Annotated in this window: 20 protein-coding genes, 1 tRNA gene and 1 pseudogene; 13 read left to right on the top strand and 9 right to left on the bottom strand. The window is 47.7% G+C overall.

The features are described 5' to 3' along the window. Positions 1–79: 79 nt before the first annotated feature. Positions 80–156, bottom strand: a tRNA-Arg gene (locus tag D568_RS0117890). Positions 157–493: 337 nt separating this feature from the next. Between D568_RS0117890 and D568_RS0117885 the strand changes: the two genes are divergently transcribed. After that, positions 494–925 carry a c-type cytochrome gene (locus D568_RS0117885; protein ID WP_020210984.1) on the top strand — a complete coding sequence of 144 codons (432 nt, stop codon included), beginning with the start codon at positions 494–496 and terminating at the stop codon, positions 923–925. 100 nt (positions 926–1,025) lie between these two features. Here the strand turns inward: D568_RS0117885 and rep are convergent, their stop codons facing one another. Beyond that, positions 1,026–3,035 carry a DNA helicase Rep gene (gene rep, locus D568_RS0117875; protein ID WP_020210982.1) on the bottom strand — a complete coding sequence of 670 codons (2,010 nt, stop codon included), beginning with the start codon at positions 3,033–3,035 and terminating at the stop codon, positions 1,026–1,028. A gap of 309 nt (positions 3,036–3,344) precedes the next feature. On the opposite strand from rep, the gene D568_RS0117870 reads away from it, so the two are divergent. After that, on the top strand, positions 3,345–5,087 hold the full coding sequence (locus D568_RS0117870) for an EAL domain-containing protein (RefSeq protein ID WP_020210981.1): 1,743 nt from the start codon (positions 3,345–3,347) through the stop codon (positions 5,085–5,087). Here the strand turns inward: D568_RS0117870 and D568_RS0117865 are convergent, their stop codons facing one another. Both D568_RS0117865 and D568_RS0117860 read right to left on the bottom strand, forming a co-directional pair. Further along, entirely contained in the window at positions 5,088–6,578 is a 1,491-nt protein-coding gene (locus D568_RS0117865; RefSeq protein ID WP_020210980.1) for a YifB family Mg chelatase-like AAA ATPase, read from the bottom strand. An 86-nt stretch (positions 6,579–6,664) separates the two neighbouring features. Then, positions 6,665–6,907 carry an accessory factor UbiK family protein gene (locus tag D568_RS0117860; protein WP_020210979.1) on the bottom strand — a complete coding sequence of 81 codons (243 nt, stop codon included), beginning with the start codon at positions 6,905–6,907 and terminating at the stop codon, positions 6,665–6,667. 450 nt (positions 6,908–7,357) lie between these two features. On the opposite strand from D568_RS0117860, the gene D568_RS0117855 reads away from it, so the two are divergent. From D568_RS0117855 to D568_RS0117845, 3 genes are all read left to right on the top strand, one after another. Beyond that, positions 7,358–7,696, top strand: coding sequence for a P-II family nitrogen regulator (locus D568_RS0117855; protein ID WP_020210978.1), 339 nt, complete (start codon positions 7,358–7,360; stop codon positions 7,694–7,696). Positions 7,697–7,725: 29 nt separating this feature from the next. After that, positions 7,726–8,994, top strand: coding sequence for an ammonium transporter (locus D568_RS0117850; RefSeq protein ID WP_020210977.1), 1,269 nt, complete (start codon positions 7,726–7,728; stop codon positions 8,992–8,994). Positions 8,995–9,184: 190 nt separating this feature from the next. Continuing rightward, positions 9,185–9,523, top strand: a complete 339-nt coding sequence (locus D568_RS0117845; RefSeq protein ID WP_020210976.1) for a P-II family nitrogen regulator — start codon at positions 9,185–9,187, stop codon at positions 9,521–9,523. Between the two features lie 30 nt (positions 9,524–9,553). On the opposite strand, the gene D568_RS0117840 is transcribed toward D568_RS0117845, so the two are convergent. Continuing rightward, entirely contained in the window at positions 9,554–9,901 is a 348-nt protein-coding gene (locus D568_RS0117840) for a hypothetical protein (RefSeq protein WP_020210975.1), read from the bottom strand. A gap of 287 nt (positions 9,902–10,188) precedes the next feature. Between D568_RS0117840 and D568_RS0117835 the strand changes: the two genes are divergently transcribed. Then, on the top strand, positions 10,189–10,464 hold the full coding sequence (locus D568_RS0117835; protein ID WP_020210974.1) for a hypothetical protein: 276 nt from the start codon (positions 10,189–10,191) through the stop codon (positions 10,462–10,464). Between the two features lie 5 nt (positions 10,465–10,469). Here D568_RS0117835 and D568_RS0117830 read toward each other — a convergent pair whose 3' ends face one another. The 4 genes and pseudogenes from D568_RS0117830 to D568_RS22305 form a co-directional block, all read right to left on the bottom strand. Further along, positions 10,470–11,030, bottom strand: coding sequence for an exopolysaccharide biosynthesis protein (locus D568_RS0117830; protein WP_020210973.1), 561 nt, complete (start codon positions 11,028–11,030; stop codon positions 10,470–10,472). Between the two features lie 24 nt (positions 11,031–11,054). Next, the gene (locus D568_RS0117825; RefSeq protein ID WP_020210972.1) at positions 11,055–11,258 is read right to left on the bottom strand and encodes a CsbD family protein; all 204 of its coding nucleotides are present in this window, start codon (positions 11,256–11,258) and stop codon (positions 11,055–11,057) included. A 126-nt stretch (positions 11,259–11,384) separates the two neighbouring features. After that, positions 11,385–11,627 (bottom strand): annotated as a pseudogene (locus tag D568_RS22310) (peptidase C39 family protein); the annotation flags it as partial. Between the two features lie 94 nt (positions 11,628–11,721). Continuing rightward, complete coding sequence (locus D568_RS22305; protein WP_425401969.1) at positions 11,722–11,874, bottom strand: peptidase C39 family protein; 153 nt, start codon at positions 11,872–11,874, stop codon at positions 11,722–11,724. Positions 11,875–12,667: 793 nt separating this feature from the next. Between D568_RS22305 and D568_RS0117820 the strand changes: the two genes are divergently transcribed. The 7 genes from D568_RS0117820 to D568_RS0117790 all read left to right on the top strand — a co-directional run bounded on the left by D568_RS0117820 (position 12,668) and on the right by D568_RS0117790 (position 25,221). Next, entirely contained in the window at positions 12,668–14,746 is a 2,079-nt protein-coding gene (locus tag D568_RS0117820) for a sensor histidine kinase (protein ID WP_083915402.1), read from the top strand. Between the two features lie 13 nt (positions 14,747–14,759). Continuing rightward, the gene (locus tag D568_RS20670; protein WP_020210970.1) at positions 14,760–15,452 is read left to right on the top strand and encodes a response regulator transcription factor; all 693 of its coding nucleotides are present in this window, start codon (positions 14,760–14,762) and stop codon (positions 15,450–15,452) included. 213 nt (positions 15,453–15,665) lie between these two features. Further along, positions 15,666–21,251, top strand: coding sequence for a DUF7933 domain-containing protein (locus D568_RS20665; protein WP_020210969.1), 5,586 nt, complete (start codon positions 15,666–15,668; stop codon positions 21,249–21,251). Continuing rightward, the gene (xrtH, locus tag D568_RS0117805) at positions 21,248–21,796 is read left to right on the top strand and encodes an exosortase H (RefSeq protein WP_020210968.1); all 549 of its coding nucleotides are present in this window, start codon (positions 21,248–21,250) and stop codon (positions 21,794–21,796) included. Before D568_RS20665 ends, xrtH begins: the two co-directional genes overlap by 4 nt. Next, positions 21,783–22,379, top strand: coding sequence for an exosortase H-associated membrane protein (locus D568_RS0117800; RefSeq protein ID WP_020210967.1), 597 nt, complete (start codon positions 21,783–21,785; stop codon positions 22,377–22,379). Before xrtH ends, D568_RS0117800 begins: the two co-directional genes overlap by 14 nt. Positions 22,380–22,975: 596 nt before the next feature. After that, positions 22,976–23,992: an outer membrane beta-barrel protein gene (locus tag D568_RS0117795; RefSeq protein ID WP_020210966.1), complete on the top strand. Its 1,017-nt coding sequence runs from the start codon at positions 22,976–22,978 to the stop codon at positions 23,990–23,992. Between the two features lie 188 nt (positions 23,993–24,180). After that, a complete protein-coding gene (locus D568_RS0117790; protein WP_026287142.1) occupies positions 24,181–25,221 on the top strand; it encodes a LacI family DNA-binding transcriptional regulator in 1,041 nt (346 codons plus the stop codon). The last annotated feature ends 72 nt before the right edge of the window (positions 25,222–25,293 follow it).

Raw genomic sequence — 25,293 nt, 5'->3', positions numbered from 1 at the left:
CTAGCTTTGTGCGCAGCTGAACGCCGCCGAGCTGTGCTCGGGGGCCGGAAATCCAGGGTGCATCTCAAAATAGAAAAAATGGCGCACCCGGCAGGATTTGAACCTGCGACCAACGGCTTCGGAAACCGCTACTCTATCCACCTGAGCTACGGGTGCGTATAACTGATTATGAGCTGGATCAGCGCCAGCGTGTAACACGTAGTAGCGCAAGCTGCGCCCTACACTTTGCCCGGGGCCGACCCAAGCCGATTCCCCTGCAGGGGCAATAAAGCCGGGCGTTGAAGCGATGGCTTTACGCGTCCGAACGATAGGGGCGTAGAATTGATACCGAGGCGACCTTAGCATCAATTAAGGAGGCGCATTCTACTAGCCTCGCTTGTGAACGTCTATGCCGACTGGTTGATTGTTCACCTTGAGCCTTGTTTCTGGCTATAATGGCGCGCCTGAGAATAGTGCAGCGACGAAGCTGCCAATCAACAGAGGACTCTTAACCGTGAGCCAAGCGAAAAAAGTATTCGGCCTGATGGTCGCACTGGGAGTGGGGCTGGCCGCCTCTGCTTTTGCGTTTAGTCAATCTAACGCTGTGAAAGATGAAATTTCCGAGCGCATTGCGCCTGCGGGCACTCTTTGTATGGCAGGAGACGATTGCGCTGCTGCGCCTGTAGCGGCAGCCAGCAGTGGCCCGCGCTCGGGAGAAGAGGTGTACAACAGCAGTTGTAACACTTGCCATGGTGCTGGTGTTGCCGGCGCTCCTAAGTACGGTGATCCGGCGGCTTGGGCTGATCGAATTGCCAAGGGTATGGATACTTTGCACAACCATGCGATAAACGGCTTTAACGCGATGCCTGCGAAAGGCCTGTGCACCACCTGCTCGGATGAAGAGGTGATGGCAGCGGTTGATTATATAGTGGAAAATAGCCAGTAATCATTTTTGCTGAATCCCACCCAAAAAACCCGCAAAAGCGGGTTTTTTGGTTTTTGCAGGGCGGCCTGTGTCGGTGGCTTTGTTAAAAGCTGTACACTCTTTAATCAAACATGCTTAACAGGCTTGTCAGAGTCTGCTCGCCGGTGGCTTTCACTTGTTCGGCGGTAGCGGGTGTAAAACCTTCGTAAGCGATATCATCTTGGGGTAATTCGCTGATAAAACGACTGGGGGTGGTTTCGGAAATTTCCCCATACTGTTTGCGCTTACCGGCCAGAGTCATCACCAGAGTGCGTTGGGCCCGGGTAATCCCCACGTAAGCGAGGCGGCGCTCTTCTTCAATATTATCGGTTTCAATGCTATTGCGGTGGGGCAGAAGCTCTTCTTCCATTCCCACTAAATAGACGATAGGAAATTCGAGCCCTTTGGAGGCGTGCAGTGTCATGAGTTGCACTTGATCAAGCGTGTCTTCTTCTTCCTGGCGCTCTAAAAGATCTCGCAGCACCAGCTTACTGATAGCGTCTTCCATGGTAATAGCGTCGCCATCATCACCGCGCTCTAGCATTGTGCGGATAGAGTCCACCAGATAGCGGACGTTATCCATACGCTTTTCAGCCGCTTTAGCGCTGGAGGCATTCTGGTGTAACCAGGCCTCATAGCCTATATCGTCTAACATCTGCTCAATGGCTGCGACGGGGTCTGGGCCGTTACATTTTGCCAGCACTCGCTCAATCCAGTCGCGGAAGGTTCTCAGCCGTTCCAGGTTTTGTTTGGGTATGTGTCGTTGCAAGGCAATATCGTCGGTAGCGGTATAGAGGCTGATGTGCCTTTCACTGGCAAAACGCCCCAGCGCTTCTAGCGTGCTGGTGCCAATTTGTCGTCGCGGAGTGTTAATAATTCGCAAGAAAGCGTTATCGTCATCCGGGTTGACCAGCAGGCGCAGGTAAGACATCACATCTTTGATTTCGGTTTTACCGAAAAAGGAAGAACCGCCGCTGATTTTGTAGGGAACTTGGTGCTGTTGCAGTTTAATTTCCATCAGTCGGCCCTGATGGTTGCCACGATATAAAATCGCGTAATCACTGAATTTCCCGCCAGAACGAAGTTTGCTGGCGAGAATCTCAGTGGCGACTCGCTCGGCCTCGGCCTCTTCGTTAGCGCATTTGAGTACCCGAATCTCGTCACCCAGTCCCATCTCGCTCCACAGAGCTTTGTCATATTCGTGGGGGTTGTGGGCAATCAGATGGTTAGCCACACGCAAAATGCGGCTGGTAGAGCGGTAGTTTTGCTCGAGTTTAATCAGGTGAAGGCTAGGAAAGTCCTCTTTCAGCAGCACCATGTTTTCAGGCCGCGCACCGCGCCAGGCGTAAATGGACTGATCATCATCCCCCACCACTGTCAGCGCATTGCGGCCACCTACCAGCTGCTTCACCAGCAGGTACTGACTGGAGTTGGTGTCTTGGTACTCATCGACGAGCAGGTATTGGATTTTGCGCTGCCAGCGGGCCAATACCTCGGGCTTGGTGTTAAATAAATGGACCGGGACGAGAATCAAATCGTCAAAATCTACGGCATTGTAGGCTCGCAGCGCCTGGTTATAGCGTTCGTACACTCGCACCATGGTGAGCTCGGCTGGGCTTTGAGCTAAGCTTTCGGCGGTTTCGGGGGTGGTTAAGTCGTTTTTCCAGTTGGATATCTGGTGTTGCACCATATCCAAATGATCGCTGTCCAGTTCACCGTCTTTAAGCATCAGCTCTTTGAGCAGAGCGCGGGCATCTTCAGCGTCGAAGATTGAGAAGCCCGGTTTGAAACCCAGGGTCTTTGCTTCCCGACGGATGATATTCAGCCCTAGATTATGGAAGGTGGACACCGTTAAGCCGCGGGCGGCTTTGCCTTTCACCAGGTTACCGACACGCTCTTTCATTTCGCGGGCGGCTTTATTGGTGAAGGTTAACGCGGCGATATGACGTGCTGGGATGCCACAGGTTTCGATCAAATAGGCGATCTTACGGGTAATGACGGAAGTTTTACCGGAACCTGCACCGGCCAGCACCAGGCAGGGGCCATCCACGTAATGGACGGCTTCACTTTGACGGGGATTGAGTCGGGTCACGGGGCCTCTGGGCTACATCGGATTGGGCGCGGCGGACGAATTGCGCATTGTACCAAAGGCTCTAGGGGATAAGAAATGCTCGTGACGGTGCTGAGATTGAGTTAATTTTGTGCAATTTTGCTAGCTATAGTGTATGTTTGCAGGTTACGGATTCTTTGTTGATTTAGGCGCAATCTGCAGCAGGCTGGGCAAACGCTATAACGGGTAGGCTGATAGCGAAGTATGTATCTGATTTTAAATAAAAATAAGCGTTAGCGCATAAATTGAATTGGATTGAGACGGACTTTGCAAAACGGGTAGGGAAAATTCATGGCAACGAGCATCGGCGTTCTGCTGCTCAACGGTGACGAAGAGCTCGCCGAACACATCATTGCTTGGCTGGATGACGTAGCCCCCGGCCAGTATCGACTTGTGGCGAATGTATCACTGGATGATGCTCTGGTGACATTACTGAGTGGCGAGTATGAGTTGGGTCTACTGTGCATGGATGAAATCTCCGAGCGTGGCAGAGATCTACTAAGCTCCGTTAAAAATCAGTTTTGTCCCGCTCCGGTTATTGTGATTTCGGCGCAGATGAACGATGTTCTCGATCGTGAAGCCATTCCTTCCGGGGCGGCAGATTATCTGACTCTCGACAGTGTGACTCCAGCCGCCCTGGAGCGTTCTTTACGCTATTCTCTGGAGCGCAAACGCACCGAACAATATCTGGCGCGCCTGGCTCACCATGACCCCCTTACCGACATCCCTAATCGAGTATTGTTTCGCGATCGCCTAGAAAGCGCGATAAGAATTGCCACCCGCGATAACATGCGTTTTGCCTTGATGTTCATTGACTTGGACGACTTTAAAATCGTCAATGACCGATACGGACATGATATCGGCGATGGCTTGATTCGTATGTGCGCTGAGAGATTGCAGCAATTGCTGAGGCGCAGCGACTCTATGGCCCGTATGGGAGGTGATGAATTCACTCTGTTGCTGCTCAACGTCGAAAGCTCCTCGGATATCGCCCACTTGGCGGTGAAAATTATTGAGCAAATCAGTGCTCCCTACGAGATAAATGGCTACCAGTTGCAAGTGGGCTGTAGTGTCGGTATTGCCTCATACCCCGAGGCAGGCCGTAGTGCGGATGCCTTGCTTAAAAGTGCAGACTTAGCGATGTACCAGGCGAAGCAGGTAGAGGGCAGTAATTTCCGCTTTTTTACCGAAGAGATGAACAGAGATGTCCGCTACCGCCTGAGCCTGGAAGAAGACCTGCGTCGTGCGGTAGATAACAGTGAGCTGTATCTGGAGTACCAGCCCCGGTTCTCCGTTCGCAGCGGTAAAGTGGTGGCGTTGGAGGCACTGCTGCGCTGGAATCATCCGCAAAAAGGTATTCTCAGTGCCCACAATTTTATTTCCATCGCTGAAGATACCGGTTTGATTTTTACCATCGGTTATTGGGTTATTCGCCGTGCTTGCGAAGATTTACAGCGACTGAAGGACGATTGCGGTATCGACATTAAAATGGCCATAAACTTATCGGCGCGTCAGTTTCGCGACGAGGCGATGGTGCAGAATGTGGCGAATATTTTCTCCGAAACAGGTGCCAACCCCAACTTTATTGAGTTCGAGTTGACCGAAACGGCATTGATGGAGAACATTGATATGGTCAGCTTGTGCATGCGGCCGCTGTCTTACTTCGGTGTGACCTTTGCCCTAGATGATTTTGGCACGGGTAGTTCTTCTTTTTTACACCTGCAACGCTTACCTATCGCAGCATTGAAAATTGACTCTCAATTTATGGCCGATTTACTGCGTCGCCGAAGCGAAAGGCGCTTGGTGTCCGCCATGATTAACCTCGCTCACAACCTCGGTAAGGTTGTGGTGGCCGAGGGGGTAGAGTCGGCCAGCCAGCAAAAGTGGTTAGCGGAAGAGGGGTGTGACCAAATGCAAGGCTATTTTCTTTGTGCCCCCCATGCTTACTCACGTCTGATTAAAGTCATAAAAGGGCTATCGCTTGAGAGCGTGCTGGCGAGTAAGACTGAAACCAATAATGATGTCAGTGTGTAGCTAGCCCCGATCCAGCCCCCTGAAACTGAGGGCCTCAGCTAACTGAGGGCGTTCAATCTGTTCACTGTTTGTCATATCCGCCAGCGTTCGTGCAACCTTTAACACACGGTGGTAAGCACGGGTTGATAGGTTGAGCTTCTCCACTGCACGCGCTAAAAAAGAGTGGTCGGTATCACTGAGCTGGCAGTATTGCTCGATTTCTTTCGCGGAGAGTTCACTGTTGCTTTTCCCTTGTCGGGTCAGTGCAATCCCCCTCGCTTTATTGACCCGTTGCTGGACCACCTTGCTCGACTCTCCAGGAGGTGCTTTATGGAGCTCAGTGGGTAGAACTGCGGCAATGGGTACATGTAAATCGATACGGTCTAGCAGTGGTCCAGATATTTTGCCTCGGTAACGTCTAACTTGGTCAGGGGTGCAGTGGCAACGGCTGTCATTATCACCAAAATACCCGCAGGGGCATGGATTCATGGCCGCAATGAGCTGAAAGCGCGCCGGATATCGTGTTTGTGCCCGGGCTCGGGCAATGCGTACTTCACCACTTTCCATGGGCTCGCGCAGCACTTCCAATACGTGGCGCTGAAATTCCGGGAGTTCATCCAAGAACAAAACCCCACCGTGGGCTAAAGAAATCTCCCCCGGTTGCGGATTACTGCCGCCGCCCACCAGCGCTGGGGCTGATGCTGTATGGTGTGGGGCACGAAATGGCCGTTGTCGCCAAGCGGGAGCCAAAGACCCAGACACTGAATACACGGCCGCAATGTCCATCGCATCGCGCATTTCAATGGGGGGTAAAATACCTGGCAGGCGACTGGCGAGCATGGTTTTACCCGTACCTGGCGGGCCGTACATGAGTAAATTATGACCGCCACTGGCGGCAACTTCCAGAGCACGTTTGGCGTGTTCTTGACCTCGTACGTCCGCTAGCTCGGGGGGCGCTGGGGGTGATAAATCGTGGGGAAGCTGGGCGAAATGCAGGTGTTCACGATTGTGTAAATGGGCACAGACACGCAGTAAGTTGTCGGCGATCAAAGTGTCTCGGTTACCTGCCAATGCTGCTTCGCCCCCATTTTCATGGGCAACAATTAAGCGTCGACCCGCTTTATGGCAAGCGAGTGCGGCGGGTAGAATACCTTTGACTTCCCGCAACTGGCCCGATAGCGCCAGCTCACCGATAAATTCATACTGGCTGAGCGTATCGCAGGGTATTTGCCCTGAGGCCGCCAGGATACCCATGGCTATGGCTAAGTCGTAACGCCCACCTTCTTTGGGTAAATCAGCAGGGGCCAAGTTAACGGTAATGCGACGGGCCGGAAACTCCAAATGGCTGTTTAGCAGGGCGCTGCGGACCCGGTCTTTACTCTCTTTAACCGCGGCTTCTGGTAGCCCGACAATGGCAAGGCCAGGTAGTCCATTGGATAGGTGAACTTCAACCGTTACGGGCGGTGCTTCTACACCAAGACACGCACGAGTGTGAACAATAGCGAGCGACATACACAATCCTTTGCAGAGGGTGACTCCCAGCGGTGGTCGAGCTTTATATCTCTGTAAGGCTAGCTAGGCGGATGGGGTTTAGCAACTTATGTTTCTGCGCGCGATGGCTGTCGGTTTTCCCATTCTTTAACTCTGGTTTCTAACGCCTCAAGTCTTGCTCGGGTCCGAGCGAGAACCGCTGCCTGGGCATCGAACTCTTCACGGCTGACTAAATCCAGCTTACGCAAAGCGCTTTGTAGTAAGCGATTAAATTCTGGCCGTGGCAGCTCCTCTAAATTAGGTGCCTGTTTCTTCAGTTCTTCAAAAAGTTGTTGAGCAATATGTTGCATAGCAATTCCGGTGTTTTTTGGTGCTTGTATTCTACACTCATCTGGCTAGGCGGCTATGGGAGCAGCTTTGAAAAAGCGGTAGTCAGCTTAAAAGCCGCATTCTGGTGCGTATTACTCTGATTTCAAGTTGCTCATTGTCAGTACAGCGGGTTTTGGGGCTGAAATGGTGCGTTGAGTTTTTGCTCTGGCACGGTATTGGTGCATCACGGTCGTGGATGGTTATTTAAAACACCAAACTGAACGCCGAAATTATTGGTAAGTTATTGATATTAAAAGATTAGCTTTTGTTGGCCTACTCTGTGCAAAGTTGTGATTGAGTACACAGCAAAGGGCGTGAAGCCTCTTTAATGGGTCTTTCACCTGTTTGCTTTGCGGTGTTGCGAAGTAAGCAGGCCGTCTTTCCAGTGTTTCCCGCACTCTCGGGTGCGGGTTTTTTTAGGAGCACAATAAATGAAATTGGTAACAGCGATTATCAAGCCGTTTAAGCTCGATGTGGTGCGCGAAGCGTTATCCGACATCGGCGTGCACGGCATGACCGTCACCGAAGTGAAAGGCTTTGGTCGGCAGAAGGGCCATTCAGAACTGTACCGCGGCGCTGAATATGTCGTCGATTTTTTGCCCAAAACCAAGGTGGAAATAGCCGTAAAAGAGTCGGAGCTTGACTCCGTGGTTGAGGCCATCAGCAAAGCTGCCAACAGCGGCAAAATTGGCGATGGCAAAATCTTTGTATCCGCACTTGAGCAGGTTCTCCGGATTCGCACCGGCGAAACCGGCGATCAAGCGCTTTAAAACAATTTAACTCAAACGGGGATTAAGCAATGGAAAATAATATTTTTCATCTGCAGTACGCCATGGACACCTTTTACTTTTTGGTGTGTGGCGCACTGGTAATGTGGATGGCAGCGGGTTTTGCCATGCTCGAATCTGGTCTGGTTCGGGCCAAAAACACCACTGAAATTCTGACCAAAAACGTCGCTCTGTATTCGATCTCGTGCATTATGTATTTGGTGTGCGGTTACGCGATTATGTACGGTGGCGGTATCTTCCTGTCGGGCATTGAAGAAGTTGATGTGGCCGCGACTTTGACTGACTTCGCTGGCCGTGAAGACGGTTTTGAAGGCGGCTCAATATACTCAGGCGCTTCTGATTTCTTCTTCCAGGTGGTGTTCGTGGCGACCGCTATGTCAATTGTGTCGGGTGCTGTTGCTGAGCGCATGAAGCTTTGGGCTTTCTTGCTGTTCGCCATCGTTATGACCGGCTTCATCTACCCAATGGAAGGTAGCTGGACTTGGGGCGGTAACGATGTATTAGGAATGTACAATCTGGGCGATCTGGGCTTCTCTGATTTCGCCGGTTCAGGCATTGTGCACATGGCAGGCGCTGCTGCGGCCTTGGCTGGTGTGATCTTGCTGGGCGCTCGTAAAGGTAAATACGGTCCTAACGGTGAAATCCACGCGATCACCGGTGCTAACCTGCCACTGGCTACTCTGGGTACCTTCATCCTGTGGATGGGCTGGTTCGGTTTCAACGGTGGTTCGGTTCTGAAGCTGGGCGATATCGCCAACGCTAACTCTGTTGCTATGGTGTTTTTGAACACTAACGCGGCTGCTGCTGGTGGTCTGGTTGCTGCCTTAATTGTTGCGCGTATCCTGTTCGGTAAAGCCGACCTGACCATGGCGCTTAACGGTGCATTGGCTGGCCTGGTTGCGATTACGGCTGAACCTTCTACTCCAACCGCTTTAGGTGCGACTTTGATCGGTGCTGTGGGTGGTGTGATTGTTGTGTTCTCGATCATCGCTTTGGACAAAATGAAAATCGATGACCCAGTTGGTGCTATCTCTGTGCACGGTGTTGTCGGTCTGTTCGGTCTGCTGGTTGTACCTTTGACCAACAGTGGTTCAAGCTTTGTTGGTCAAATCGTAGGCGCGCTGACCATCTTTGTTTGGGTGTTCGTGCTGAGCTTGATCGTTTGGAGCATTATCAAAGTGATCATCGGCCTGCGCGTTAGCGAAGAAGAAGAGTACGAGGGTGTTGACCTTGCCGAGTGTGGTATGGAAGCTTACCCAGAGTTCACTTCTTCTAAGTAAGTCTCGGTGTCAACGGCCCGCTGTGCGGGCCGTTGCTAACCTCCTCTCCCGTTGCAAGGTTACACAGTGTTAATAGAGGATGATTTTCCCACGCTCAGCGTGTATCTTTAGCCTAAACCCTCAGCGCAAGCGCACTGGTGATGCCGGGTGACTTGCCGCAACGTGAGACTAAGACAAAAAGGAACCCACAATGAAACTGATTACTGCTGTCGTAAAACCGTTTAAGCTCGATGACGTCCGCACTGGACTGTCTGAGGTCGGTGTTCAGGGTATGACGGTAACCGAGGTTAAAGGTTTTGGCCGTCAGAAAGGCCACACTGAGCTGTATCGCGGCGCAGAGTATGTGGTGGATTTTCTTCCCAAGGTAAAAATCGAGCTGGCTGTGGACGACTCAATGGTTGATCAGGCTGTAGAGGCCATCACCAAGGCGGCACAAACCGGCAAGATTGGCGACGGTAAAATCTTCATTACTCCGCTGGAAGAGATTATCCGTATCCGTACCGGTGAGACAGGTTCAGAGGCTATCTAAGCTGTTTGCAACCAGTCTAAAAAAGCGCCCTTAGGGCGCTTTTTTTGTATCTGTAGCTTCTAGACGTTTTCTCAGTGCCCTACGTAACATCGTTTGATAGCGCTTATGCTGCAAAATAAAAAAGGCAGGCAATACAAAAAGGAGCATGATTAGGGCCGCATCATCCCGTTTGATTGACAGTGCTGGAGCGAGCCAGGCTGTAAAAAGGGCTGAAACGGCAAACATGAGAGAGAAATTAACAATGTTTCCTCTCCAGCGCTCAAGCTTTACATCCGGGCCGAAAACATCTTGTCGCGCTGCGCTGAGTATCTCCTGTTGCTGCTCCTCTGTTAAGTGGGCGAGCTCAGGGAACTGCCTTATTTCACGGCTTATCGGCATATCTTGACCCTTCAGTTTTAGTAAACGCGCAGAGTCTAGCGAGACTTATCACTAGGTGCAAAATATTTAGTCAGATTTCTTAAATAACAAAATTGAAAGCGGGTTGTGCTGGTAATAAAAAACTAACATAAAAAAGTGAAAAAAAGTTTGTGACCTAGGCTATTTGATGCGCTATAAAGACACCAAAATAAAAGCAAAAAATCAGTCAACATTAATCTTCTAAAAAAGAGATTACTGGCTTTTTATGCTGGCGAGTTTTGTTACACAGATAGTAGAGAGGTGTGATTATGGCGAGTCAATATGAGCTGGATGAAACCCGCGATCTTGACCAGGATGAGGAGGTGGAAATGGATGATCAGGAAGAAGTGAGTGCGTCTGAAGAAGCGAAATCTCAGCCATCTGACGATTTTAATATCGCTTCTAGAGAAAAGCTTCGATCAGAACTATCGGAGCAAATTGAAGCTTTCTTGGCCCGAGGTGGAAAAATCAACGAGGTCCCCAACCGCTGTGCCAGTGATAGGCCAGGAAAACCAGCGAGTGAGTTTTCTGGAAGTCTCATGTAAGGTTGTTATAACAAAAATACCAATGCGGCGATGGCACTCAGTGCCACGCCAATCAGAATCAGTAATCCGTCTTGGCTGACGATCCCCAAAGAAATCAGTACCAGTATGCCGGAGGGAACGGCAGCCGCAAAAGGTATAGGGCCCAGAGGGATTAGCGATGCCGCAAGGGCTATAATCACCACAGCCTCACAGCGAATGGCGATTGAAGTGGTAAGAAACTGAAAGCGTGGGCGTATTAACTTATCCACCTTTTTTGTGAAGCCTTTGGACTTATCCAAAAGATGCACAAATTTTTCTCGTTCAACACCTAATTGAGCTAAGCGTGAAGGGATCCAGGGCTGCGACCGCCCCAGTAGTAACTGACTGGCAATTAAAATCATAATAACGCCGCAGACAGCCGGCACGCCGGGAATACCCCCCGTCGGTAAAAAAGTGATCAGCGCTGGTAGTAGCAATAAAGGACCGAATCCACGGCTTGAAAACGCGTCAATAACGTTTCCAACATGAATTTTTTCGCCGTTTTCCGCTTCTTCTATTTGCTCAATGGTTGTGGTCAAGTTTTCCATACCTTGCTCCTGCCCCGTTAGTAGCTACTCTTCGAATTTTACCGACCACACGTTCACTTCGTGCTCTGCGGCCTCTTTACTAAGGCCGTAGCGCTCTTGTATTTTTCCGACCAGTTTTTTTCTTTGGCCAAGAACCTTCTCAATATCGTCGTCCGATAAACGACCCCATTGCTCTCTTGCTTTTCCTTTCAGTTGATTCCAATTCCCTTTTAGCTGATCAGCATTCATAAATGACTCCTGTTGGATTTGAACAGTGGCCGGAATAAAGCAAGTTATGAACCAAGATTTTTCTGCTGTTTGCGCAAGTAATAGCATTTAAGCAGATAAAAATTTTAAAGAAGTTACAAAATGGTGTTATTTCTTACGAAATAACACCGCAGCACGATAGGTATGCTTCCCATATCCTAAAAGTTTTTTTAGTGTTTGTAGCGGAATAGGGATGTGTATGTTGTCGAGTGAAGAGCAATACTCGTCAGGGTTAATATCCGGATCGTTAATGTATGCAAACTGATCGTCTATGGCGACCAGCCACACCCAGTGTGGCGCTTTGTTGCGGTTAACTTGATAAGTGCCAATTAGAAGTAAGGCTTGGAAGCCGACAGCGAAGCGTCTCGGATCTTTCTTTCATCAATCTGAATCGTTCCGTATATTGCCTGAGAGTGCTGAAGCTCAGTCATAAAATTGTCATGAATCAATTTGATAGCTGAATTTTTTCTTCGCTCCGGACGCTGTCGATAAACGGGATAGGGTTTATCGATTGTAAAAGATGAACGTTATAACCGCACTTGGCTAAAGCTACGGCTAGGTTCTGGGATGAGCAGTCGCCATAACCTGAGTCCTGAATGCAGAGTAGTTTCGCATCACAAATTTAGATCGTCAATGTGGCTGAGTTGTGTCTTGGAGGCTAAGTGCCATATGGTCATGGTACTAGCCAGAGGCACTGTACACCGTGTTTGATGGACGAATAGGTGTTTTGCAGAGCCGCCTTTATTCGCCTGTCGCTATTACATAATTAAAGATTATTTGCATATTCCGGTAGTGCTGATTCTAAGATGCCTTTATTGGCACGATGACAATTGAAAGTCCAAGAGGGAAAAGTGATCAATGTTAACTACCGATAGATGGTATCATCCGCTACGGCTTTTTGTGGCTAATTTTTCACTTATAGTCGGTTGTTAACTGTGTCTATCAGGTGAAGACTGTGTCAGGTACTGCAGAATGGCTATCCTGCAGCTCTGAAATTAAATAGAGAGCGCAGCCAGGATTATGGCGAAAAGTTCAAAGTGACAAGCCTGATGCAATGCGTATTATGATGCCTATTCCTGTTATCACAAGTAATAGCTGGTGGTCGTGTGTTTCCAGGTTGTGGTAAAGGACTAGATTGCCTTATCAAGCAACTCCATCCAAGGTGCCACCTCTATAGTGAGCCCAATATTCAAGCGGTCTGACATGAAATAACTATATCTCATGTTTTGTGAGTCTTGACATTAAAACAACCGATAAAAACGTAATGAAAATGAGTCATGGGATTTTAAGTATCGTGAGTGGAGATGTTAAACACATCCTGCATTTAGTAATGGCTGGTCTATTGGGCGGGGAAGCTTAGGGTGGTATTAAAGTATTTAAATAGATTTCTGATGGTTAAATCTAAACTGTTAATAAAAAGAAAGTCAAGGTTATGTGTCCTGGTGAGGCTTTGTCTTATCCCATTAATTTTGTCTGGTAATGCATATGCTAAGGTCGATTGTCCTGTGCAGGTGTTAAATGAATCCATGCTGCATACTGTAAATACGGCAAATCTTTCACTACTGGTTTTAGAGGATAAAGAACGAAAGTTTTCTGTGGATAATATTAAAGAATTGTCTTCGTCCCGGTTTCAAGAATCATCGGGAAGTATATCTTCGGTATCGCGTAGTGGCCGTCTATGGATTCGAATTTGTTTGACGTCCGAGTCGAAGTATTCTGATGAGTGGTTGTTGACATTATTGCCTGCCTATATTGAAAGCACAGAAGTCTATGTTGAAGGCCTTCCATACAGTGACGTAAAAAAACAAGGGGTTTCGCATCCTTTCTCTAATAGAGAGTATGACTATAGAGCCTTTGTCTACCCTTTAAATATTAAAGGAGAGGCAGTAACAACGGTCCATATAAAATTGGACTTTTATAATCGTCAAGCGGCAGATGTTTTGTTGATGACTGATAAAACATTTCAGCGTTTCAGTGCATCGGAGTACATTACCTATGGTTTGTACTTGGGAATGGTTCTTCTGGCAGCAGTAATTAATTTAATATTTTGGTATCGACTAAGGGATAGAAGCTACTTTCTTTATGCAATGTCAATGATTCTGCTGGCTTCATTTTCATCTATAACAGGCGGTTACGCCTCTCAGTTTTTGTTTTTTAATTCGAATTACCCTGTCGTGACCTTAATAATGGTCAATATGAATCTGTGTTTTGCGGTATTTATAGGTTTTTTGCAGAGTGTTTTTCAGTTGCGAAGGTTTTATAGTCGTATTTATCATGTTAGTCGCTTCTATATTGCCATATTTTTGGTCTTAGCCATATTGTTTGTTCTGTTTAGTGGGCCTTGGTTGTTTCGGTTAAATTCAATCTTTACAGGAACGGCAATTATTCTCTTTCTCTTTGTGAGCCTCAACGCTTTATTTAGGCACCCGCAATTACGATTCTATTCCATTGCTTTTCTTCCATTGCAAGCGGCCCTTATGTTAAGTGTTTTAAAGGCGCTAGGACTAGGGGGATGGATTCCTTTTGTGGATCATCTTCCCAATGTGGGGGGCTTGGTTCATGTGGTACTTCTTAATTTTGTTTTAGCACGGCGGGCTTGGCAAGCAGAGAAGGATAAAGAGCTGGCTAAAGAAGAACTGCTGCAAAAGGTGAATGCTTATAATCGGGAGCTAGAAATTGAAGTTAAAGAAAGAACTGAAGAGTTGGATCGTGCTAATACTGAATTGACTGAAGAGATCTCCGAAAGAGCTGCTATTGAAGTACAGTTAAGACAAGCACTTTCTAATGAGCAGTTAGCATTGAGAGAGCAAAAAGAATTCATAGCAATGGTTTCCCATGAGTTTCGATCACCATTGGCTGTCATTGATATGGCGGCACAGAACCTTGAAGCTCAGATGAGAGAACCCTATCCTGAAATTTTGGATCGTCTACGACGAATTCGTAATAATTCGGGACGTTTAACATCATTGATTAACAACTGTTTAACCACTGATCGTTTAGCTTCCGAGAGAACCTTTGAGTTGCATACGAGACCCGTGGATCTGTGCCAGTTTATGGAAAAGTTAGTTTCTAGAGAAATATATCAGAGTCGAGTCGAGTTATATCTTCCTGATGGGCCGATAATTAGTAAAGTTGATCCGGATTTGTTATCAATTGCGCTTATAAATGTAATTGAAAATGCACTCAAATATTCTCCCATTGAATCTAGGGTTCTTGTGGATGTAACAAAGCACGATTCTCAAATATATATTCAAGTTCAGGATTTCGGTATAGGCATTGAATCAAATTCAAGGGAAAAGGTCTTTGATAAGTTTTACCGAGCACCGAATGCACAATTTAAGCCTGGGTCAGGACTTGGATTATATTTATCTAGAAATATTATGAGGCAACATTTAGGAACTTTAAACTTGGTTTCTAGTGAATATAATGTAGGGTGCTGCTTTCAATTTCAGTGGCCGCTGGAAGACTAAAGGGCGATAAGTAATGTTAAAAGTGATTTTGGTTGATGACGATATAGATTTTCTCCACGAGTTATCTGAATCATTGACGCGGTCCGGTTTTGAGGTGGAAACAGCTGAAAACCACATTCAATTATACCAAGCACTGGAAACAGTCCAAATCGATTTGGTGTTATTGGATATAGGGCTACCAGAGAAAGATGGATTTTCTATTTTACAAGGCTTGCAGTCTTGGAGAGATAGAATAGGGGTGGTTATGCTAACTGCGCGTGGAGATACCGGAGATCGGGTGCGCGGGTTAATAAGTGGTGCCGATTCCTATCTAGTTAAGCCCATTGATATTGCTGAATTGAGTGCAACCTTACATGCGGTAGCGAGACGCCTACCTCACCGTATAACTAGTACCTGCGCGCAGAATAATCGCTGGAGCTTATTAAAAGATGGTTGGGTATTGCAATCTCCTGATGGTGTATCTAAATCATTAACTGGCCAAGAAAGAACGTTTTTAAAAGCACTTTTGATCAGTAATTCTTCTCAGAAAGTGGTTTCTAGAAAATCTCTAATGCGATCTTTGGGGCGGGATCCAAATATTTATGATGATCATTTCTTGGATACTTTGGTTAGCCGTTTACGTACCAAAATAGGTAAGTCTTTCCCGCTGCAAACAGTGAGAGGGAAAGGGTACACCTTTTCCGAAAAAGTGTTTATAGACCAATAATAGCGCTAAAGCGATTAGGCTGATTGTGGATTATTTTGTACCTGTGTTGATCTAAGTGTAAATATAAAGCTGTTATTCCGGGAATATTTTCATAACGCTTATCTTTTGACTGTAAGGTTTTGTGAGTTTTAAGAGCTTCCGTTCGAGAACCTGACAGCCCGTCCCTTTAGAATCCACCCCCCAAAGGATCTTTTATTCACTATAGGGGGCGAAATGTCAATAACTTGGGAAATGCTTTCACCTGCAATCACCAGAATGCGCTGTGTGATATGGGTATTGGTTGGTGTGGCTACTTTATTGCTACCCGGCATTTCCTGGTCCCAGGAAAATGCCAATTTTTCGGTTACGGTTAATACAGGGCCGGTAGCTCCGAATAATGACACAGTGTTTCCCGGCGAACCGACCAGCTTGCGAGTGACATTAAGTAATAACTCGACTGTAACGCCGATCACTAATGTAACCTTTAATAAAGGTCTCCCCAGTGGGGCAACTGGTGGATTGACTGTCAATGGTACAGCGACCATTAACGGCTCTGGGTGCAGCGGTACTTTGAGTACAAGCGTCGGTTCAACTGCTGTAGCGCTATCTGGGTTGGACATTCCGGCTCGAGTCAACGGCATTGAAAATTCTGGCGAATGTTATATTGATATCCCCGTCGTAGCTTGGTCCAGTAATGGCCAAAGTGCTTCTTATGCCTACGCCCTAGAGGCGGGTGAAGTTAGTAGTGATAGTGGAACTAACGCCACAGGTGGTCCCCAATCTATAACCGTTAGCTCTGTTAGTCGCCCTAGCTGGTCTAAGAGCTGGACCGGTGGCGGAGGTGCCTTAATATTGGGAGGGGCGAGTAAAACGTTACGTATACAACTAGCTAATACAGATAAAAATGTCTCGCTGAGAGATTTTAGCTTTACGGATAACTTTCCTGGTAGTGGCAGCTCTGGTGCGATATTGGAGCCTACCGGTGAGCCTGCAACAGGCTCTTGTGTAGAGCCGCCAGTTAATGGATCAGTGAATTTAACACAAGGGAGTACCGCTGGTTTCAGTGTTAGTGGTGGGGTTTTAGCGCCAGAGACTAGTTGCTTCTTGGATGTAGAGGTGCAGGCTCGACATACTGATGGTAATTATCAGCTGAATAGGCAGAATAGAATTGATGCTGCTGGCTTTAATAGCCGCGAAGGCATCACTCCGGCTTCTGATGCCATACAGAATATTACAGTTCGCTCCCCCCTTAGAATCAGTAAAAACTTTGCGGCGAGCCCGGTAGCCAGTGGTGTGCCGAGCTCCTTTACTATTGTTCTGTCAAATAGTGGTGGCTCTGACCTTGAAGTTGGCCATTTTGCCGATAATCCTATTGCCGCCGCCCCTTATGCAGATCGCATGACGGTTACCGATGTAGATAACTCCTGTGGCGGTAATTCTAATATTGTCAGCTCTGGGCAAGGGTTTGAAGTTGATGGCTTTAGTGTACCGGCAAATGGCCAATGTAGTTTAACCGTGACTTTTGAGGGGCAAACACCTAACACGGATTTGCCCACATCCTATACCAACGCGATACCAGAAGGGGCAGTGAGCATTGTTGGTGAGCCGGGTATAGTCAGTCAGGCGCGCTCGGCCAGTGTTATTATCGCGGATCGGTTGCGTGTGCTTAAAAGCCAGTCGCCCAGAGATGTGGCACCGGGCAACCCAGTACGTTATCAAATAACCTTACAAAACTATTCTGCAACTCCTGCCAGTAATGTGACGGTAGCTGATCAGTTAACCAATGGTGCGACACTTCTTACCAGTGGTGCCTTTGCTCCTGAGTTGTCGGCTGCGTGTGGGACCCTGGGGTTAAATGGGCGAGTCGAGGGTGATAGTGACTTGTTATTTAGCGTGCCGACCTTGCCGGGCCGTGCCGGTGCCAGCTCCCCGGGTGTGTGTACTCTTACCTTCTGGGCTATGATTAATCCTGATGCTGAGAGTGATACTGGCAATCAAATTGGTGTGTGTGCCGTTAAAATCAATGGCAGTAGTGCCAATTGTAATGGCCGTGCCTCTAATAATGTCAGTACTAACCACCAGGCGGTGATTGGCCTGAGCAAACGCTTTGACGGAAAAACAAGTCAAACATTAAGTGAAGGGCAAGTATCGCGCATGCGCATCCGCGTGAGCAATTACTCGGACAGCCCACTGACCACGCTTGCCATGAGCGATACCCTGCCGGTTGCAGGAGCAAACCAGCAATTGCGTATAGCGCAGCCTGCTAATGCAGGTTCTACCTGTGGCGGTACACTTAACGCTGTTGCTGGTCAAACCTCACTTGCATTAAATAACGGCCAGGTAGCGGCACGTAACCCAGGTAATAACCAGCCCGGAAGCTGTGTGATTGATGTGGATGTAGTGGGGCCAGCCGGTGTTTATAACAACACCGCAACCGTCAGTGCAATACAAACAAATGCGGATGGCTCGGAATTGGTGGTTAATACCCATGCCTCAGCAACACTGACCTATACAGATGCTTTAGCTGCGCGTAAAAACTTCGCACCCGATACAGTCGGCCCAGGTGGCGAGTCCACGGCTCGGATTACTTTAAGCAATTTGGATGGCTCCCGTCCCATCACAGGTATTGATGTGACTGATAATTTGCCTACCGGTATGGTGTTGGCTCAAGATCCCAATGCGTATACCACGTGTAATGGTAATACCAGTATTACAGCAACGCCGGGCACCGACAGGGTAACTTTAATCGGTGCCAGCCTGGCTCCGGCGGCTAGTTGTGAGTTGTTGTTTACCGTAACCGTTGAAGGCAGCAGCGATTGGGTTAACACTCTGTTGCCGGGCGATATTATTGCCGACGGTGGTTTGTTAAACCGCACCCCAGTGAGCGCGACTCTATATTATCAAGCGCCCGAAGTCCCGCTAATCTCTAAGGCGATTAATCCAGGTGTAATCGCTCCAGGGGAGAGGGCGCGTTTAACCATTACTGTAACTAATGCCAGTCAGGATTTAACCGGTTTACAGTTAACGGACTTTTTTACTGAAGATGGTTTGTCTGGCGGTATCGCCAATGGCATGAAGGTAGCCTCTCCCGCCCAGGCAACCACTACTTGCCCAGGAGGTGTAGTGGTTGCTGAACCAGGTACAGAGCAGGTAGGGGTCTCGGGTGTCAACCTGGCTGCGGATGAGGCTTGTGAGGTGGCTGTTAATGTTACGAGTACTACAGTAGGCACCATTACTAACACCATTCCCATGGAGGCTATTGTTACTAACGAGGGTGCCACCAATACCACTACGTTTGCACAGAGTACCTTGAGTACGACCAACAGCGTCGGTATTAGTAAGCAGTTTTCCCCCAGAGTTATTGCTCCCGGGGCAGAGACCCGGTTGCGTATTACTTTCTATAATACGCTCGAACAATCGCTGGTAGATTTTGATATCGTCGATAACTTTCCAGCAGGCTTGCAGATCGCGGAGGAAGCGAATCCTTTTCATACCTGTGGAGGTAGCGCTGAGATTAGCTGGCCGAATGATAACTCCGTGCAGTTAACGGGGGGGGTACTTGACCCTATGGTTACCGGTGTGGCAGCGAGCTGTTATTTGGAGTTGGATGTAACTGCTGCGACAGAAGGGTCATACACTAATCTAATTCCCGCTGATAGTGTAACTGTGAATGAGGAGCCTGTGAGTCACCCATCTGCGGAAGATACACTGGAGGTGCGCGAACACATAGTAGTGCACAAGGCCATCGATGACTTAACTCTGGATGAAGGCAGTCCAGCCAACTTTGTCACAGGCTCGGCAACACGTATGCCCGGTGAGGCTGCTCCGTTGACAATCCGCTTAGAAAATCCTAACGATATAGAGTTAACTCAGGTGATGTTTATCGATTACTTGCCTGATGGATTGGTAGTCGCAACTGAGCCTAACCTGTTTACTGACTGTGCTAATGCTGTCGTTAACACACCGGAATCGGCAAAATCCATTATATTGACAGGGGCAACACTAGCTCCCAATGGGCAAACGGGAAGTACATGTGATGTTCGTGTCGATGTGCTTAGTAATATCCCTGGAAGTTACGTCAATGAAATTCCATCCGCTGGTGTTTCTAGCTATGAGGAAGTGGAAAATCAGGAGCCCACACAAGCTGAGCTTATTGTTAGCGAACCCGGGGAGTTGGGAAAAACTTTTGCTCCGCCTGTGATTGCGCCGGGCAATATATCGCGTTTGAGTATTGTGATGAATAACCCCAATGATGGGGATATGGTGCTGAGTACACCTTTAGTGGATAACCTGCCTAGCTATCCAGCGCAGATGCGGGTCGCGGCATCGCCCAATGTTTCGACTAGCTGTCCGGGCGGAACAAGCATCGCCGATGCGTCAGCAGGTAGTGAGAGTGTGACAATAGAGACCAATACGGTAGTTCCCCCAGGCGGCTGTACCCTAGAGGTAGATGTTACCGCCGATGAACCTGGACAGTACCTGAATAACTTTTCAGTCGGGGCGCTGAAAAGCAATTTTGGGCCGAATGAAGAACCTGTTAGCTCACCGTTGTTGGTCAGCACCCTTGGGTATATTTCAGGTAAAGTGTTTATTGATCACCAGGCTGTCCCCGATGGGCGTTACATTACTGATGAGTCGACGCCTATACCGGGTAATGTGATTGAACTTTACACGGGGAGTTTTTGTTCTGGCGCTCAGTTAGCCAGCACTGTGACTGATTCACAAGGCAATTATTTATTTGCCGAACTTCCGGCGGGAACCTACTCGGTATGTCAACCGGTGCAGCCAAGCGATACCCTTAACAGTGTGACTACTGAGGGGGAAATTATTTCCTACAACGGTAGTGTTGGTTCTCCTGGCCGTGCCAGTAACCCGGGGACACCGACCAGCCAGATTGTTTCGATTGTAATTTCGGACAATGGCAATGCCGATGAAGTTAGCGGCTCCCCGGACAACAACTTCTCCGAAGTTCAGCCCGCGAGTATTGCCGGTAATGTTTACTATGATGTAAACGATAACGGCTTGATGGACAGCGGGGAAGTAGGCATTGGCAATGTGACTATTACCCTGAGTGGGCCAGTCTCCGCGACGACTCAAACTGGGTCTGATGGCGGCTTTTATTTTGGCCAGCTTCCCCCAGGCGTTTATACAGTGAGTGAAACCCATCCGAGTGGCTGGTTAGATGGACGGGACACCATTGGAAGTCATGGTGGTGATGCGAGTAACAATGAAATATTGACTAGTGTAACTCTGGCCCCTGGTGATAATGGCACGGAATACAATTTCGGTGAGCTGCTGGCTGAAGGTGGGCAATCAGACGGTTTGAGCTTGAGCCTGAGCAGCTTCTGTGACAATGATACGCCTTGGTTGAGTTATCAGGTTCTGTCAAATGGCCAGCCCATTGGTGCGTCATCACCTCCTGTTTCTATCTATTGGTATAGTGAGTCGGGTCGTCTTGTTGAGTTTAATTCTGACTTGGACAGTGAGGGAGTTTTGTTGTGGCCCGGCGCAAAAGTTGATGGCATTGGCAACCCTGTTGCTTGGCCGGGATGGAGCTATGTAGATGGTCGTTGGGTTACGGTTGAAGATGATCGCCGTGGTGAGTTGCGTATTGTTGCTCAAATTAATCCCAGTGCCGAAGCGAGCAGCAGCTACCCAGCGGCTACCCCAAGCTGTGCCGCTCAGCCTCCAGGAACTTTTAGTTTTGGTATCAAAGGTGCACCTACTCTATCGCACTGGGCTCTAATGTTGCTGTCCTTTTTAATGACCGTGATAGTGTACTTAAAGCGTCACAGTGCAAGTCTTAGAGTTCAGCGATGAGCCAAGAAGTCACAGCGTCTTGTTCTCCAAATGCGCCATTAGGTAAGTTTTGGTTAAAATTTTTGCTGCTGCAAGGGGTAATGTTCAGTGCACAAATGCTGGTGATCGTCCAGCAGCAGCTAATTTTGCCATTTAATCGCCTGCTGGCTACCTTGTCGGCAGGTTTACTCTCTTTGTTTGAAACAACTGTGTCAGCACATGATGCGATTATTTGGAATTCTGCGACACAGTTTGGAATAGAAATACTGTCTGGCTGTAATGCCATTGAGGCCAGCATTTTATTGCTTGCAGCCCTGGTCGCCTTTCCTGCTCCAGGAATGTATAAAGTCAAAGGTATGCTATTTGGTGTGTTGGCATTGCACTTGGTAAATTTTGTTCGGATCCTGAGTTTGTATTACTTGGGGCAATGGAGTGATGTCGCGTTCGAGTGGGCGCATCTTTACATTTGGCAAGCACTTATTTTTCTGGATGCTATATTGATATGGGGGTGGTGGGTTGGACGCCATCCCGGCCACAGCGGTGGAAGGCAGTGTGTCTCAGTCTAAAACTTGGCCTCTGGGAGAGAGGTATTTTGTTAAGGTTTTGGTGTGCTTACCGTTTTTTTTTCTGGTTTGGTATTTTCTAGCACCCTATCTCAGTATTTTTCCAGTCCTAATAGCAAAGGTGGCAGCTAACTGGATATGGACCGATTTGATTTTAAAAGTTGAGTCGGTGTCCCATGAAGTTGAATATGTCACCAGCATACGCGTGCCAGGTGCAAGTGCTGAGGCAAAGGGAAATCTAACGGTAGCTTTGAATCCATTGATCTACTCCTGGAGTCTGCCACTATTTTATTCATTGTACTTCGCTGTAAATGAAGAATATTTTCGGCAGAAATATCTTATGATCTGTACCTTATTAATGCTTGGTGCCCATACCTTTTCAGTATTTTTTGAGTTTACTCTTAACTTATTCGTTCGCTATGAAGAGTATTTACCAAAAACTCTTTTACTGAAAACTTGGCAGGAAAATATAGTTGCTCTTTGCTATCAGTTTAGCTGCCTTATGCTGCCAGCTATATCTGTTCTTATGCTTTTTTTTTGGTGCTATAAGAAACAGCTGTCTATTTGGCTTGAACGGCAGATATAGATTAATCGTATAAACAATTGGAGGTTAATTTATTGTTGTGATTTTTTCAGTTAAATCTTTTATGATATATAGGAATCATAGTGTTTTCTGTGATCACTGATTTGGGTATTGCTGAAAGATTAAGACTAATTGCCGCATAAGATGTTTTGTTAGCCTGCCTTTGTTTTCCCCTTTATTACATGATTAAACCCTATTGATAGATTATTGTTCTGATATTGAGTTTCTTTGAGTGGCTTTGACGCTAAGATGAACTTTGGATCGCCAAAAGCTGTGCTGAACGTGGGAGTTAATATCTGTAAATTAATTGGAAATAGATTTTACAGCGTAGATTTTAAGCAGGGCGATAGAATATTTTATATAATTAAGGTCAACGATAATTCACCGGTTGGAAGCCAGTATCTGGGGGCGTAACTCTATAACGCTGTTATGGCAGAGTTTCGAAAGTGTTTCGATAACCGTAAGTTCTAACGGGCTACTCTCTTAATATTCTAATAATTATTTTTTTTTGTGAGCAAAGTGGAGCACACTTGATAAAGTGTGCGTATGATACGTTTACGCCTGAAGAAGGCAATTTAGTGTTTTTACAGGAGTTACAAATGAAAATTCAATACGGCTTGCCCGCAGTTTTCAGCAGTTTATTAGTGCTTTCCAGCACCGTTCATGCGGATGATTTTCCGTACGCAGAATCCGGCTTTTATTTGGGTGGTCAAACTGGGGCCAGTGAGTTCAAATCGGCTTGTCGCGATATGTCGATAAAGTGCGAAGAGGACGACGAAGTCTACGGCGGCTTTGCTGGTTACCGCTTCAATGATTATTTTGCCATTGAAACTGGCTACCACGAGCTTGGCGAAGCAACGTCGTGGTACATGGTTGGTAACAATGCCAAAAAATCCGAAGTCAGTGTAGAAGGATACGATTTATCCGTTCTTGTGGGCTTACCTCTTTCCGATCGCTGGATGGCTTATGTTCGCGGTGGTGGCTTTTACTATGACGCAAACCTTGTAGAGGGTGGCGATGTATTCCAGCAGCAGACTTACAGTTCTGATGGTTGGACAGAAACTGCCGGTGCGGGTCTGGTGTTCCGTGCAAACGAGCACTTGCAGGCGCGTTTGCAGTATGAATACTTCAACGAGTTTGGCGATGATTGGGGCAGCCAGCCCGACGTCCAAGCCGTAACGTTCGGTTTACTGTGGCAGTTTGGCCACGTTGATAAAGCAGAACCTGCTGCACCGGCACCAGTGGCTGCGCCAGCACCTGCCCCAGTGCCCGTTGCGCCGGCAACCAAGCCTGTTAATGTGGTCACCGAGTTTGCCTTCGATTCAGCGGTGCTACAAACCCCTGAGGCACTGGATAATCTGATCCGGGATCTGAACTCAAACAAGGATCTGCAGGTTGAGTTATTGGTTACTGGCTACGCTGACGGCGCCGGTCCGGCAGAGTACAACATGAACCTGTCCAAGAAGCGTGCTCAAGTGGTTCACGATTACTTGGTGAATAAGGGTATTTCCTCAAGCCGTATTACGGTTAACTGGAAGGGTGAAACAGAAGCCTCTGGCGACAAGCCCAACCGTGCAGACCGTAAAGTGGTTGTTCAGACGGAGCTGCCTAAGTAATACAATTTGGAAAGGTATAGAAGTGTACCTTTATCTCCTAAACCGCCCCAAGGGGCGGTTTTTTATTTTTGGGGAAAATGAGAGGAAATAGGGCGACGCCTGTTATTCTGTTATGATTAGATTTTAGGGTAAAAACGGGCATAACGTCCTTGTTTACCTGCTGCGAAAACAACAATCGAGAGCAGCCTATGAAAGATCGTAAACCCACCTCGTTTGACATTGCCTATCGAGCGGGGGTCTCCCAAGCTACTGTATCCAGAGCGCTGAGTGATAGCCCGCTGGTTAATGAAGAGACCAAGCAACGTATTAAAGAGATTGCCCGCGAGCTTAATTACAAAGTCGATAAAAACGCTCGCAACCTGCGCTCGCAAAAAACTAAGACTATTGCATTGCTGCTGAATGAAGACCATGGAACGGGCGACTCGTTAATCAATCCGTTCTTCCTCTCTATGGTTGCGAGTATTATTCGTGCCAGTGCTAATCAGAACTACGATTTATTAATCTCATTCCAGCAGTTCAGCGACGATTGGCATGCAGATTACGAAGATGCTAACCGTGCCGATGGTATTATTTTTCTTGGCTACGGTGATTACACCACCTATGTAAAAAAGCTAACTCATCTGGATGAGCAAAACGCTCATTACATTACCTGGGGCCCCGTCTTGCCGGGCCAGCCTGGTGTTTCAATCGGCTGCGATAATTTTAATGGAGCCCGGCAGGCGGTAGAGCATTTAATAAGTCTAGGTCACCGACGAATTGCTTTTGTTGGCGGTATTTCTGACGGCAGCCCAGAGTTCAAACGTCGCTATGAAGGCTATTGTCGAGCACTGGAAGAGGCCGGTATCGAGGTAGACTTGCAATTACAGATCGATGCAGAAACCTCAGAAGATTCAGGCTACCAAGCAGCCTTGCGGTTACGTGAGCGCAAAATTAATTTCGATGCCGTTCTTGGGGCCAGTGATTTAATTGCTATTGGCGTTATGAAAGCATTTGAAGAGCAGGGTCTAAACATCCCCGATGATATTGCCATCATGGGTTTCGACGATATTCCGATGTCAGCGTATACCTATCCGCCTCTTTCAACCGTGCAGCAAAATACTAAACTTGCCGGTGAGTTATTGGTGGAAAATTTACTCAGACTGATGGAAAACGAAACAGTGACTTCCTTTCTTATTCCTGCTCAGTTGGTTGTTCGCGGTTCGTGTGGAGGAAGCCGACAAGCAAAATAAACCATTATTTTTGAGTTTTTGGTTGTTGTAATCGCTAACATAAATATCGGAATACATTTTGCTCTAAACCTT

This window comes from Gilvimarinus chinensis DSM 19667 (assembly GCF_000377745.1).
Lineage (GTDB): Bacteria > Pseudomonadota > Gammaproteobacteria > Pseudomonadales > Cellvibrionaceae > Gilvimarinus > Gilvimarinus chinensis.
Note: the sequence above shows the minus strand (reverse complement) of the source record. Positions and strands in the feature narration are given on the sequence as shown.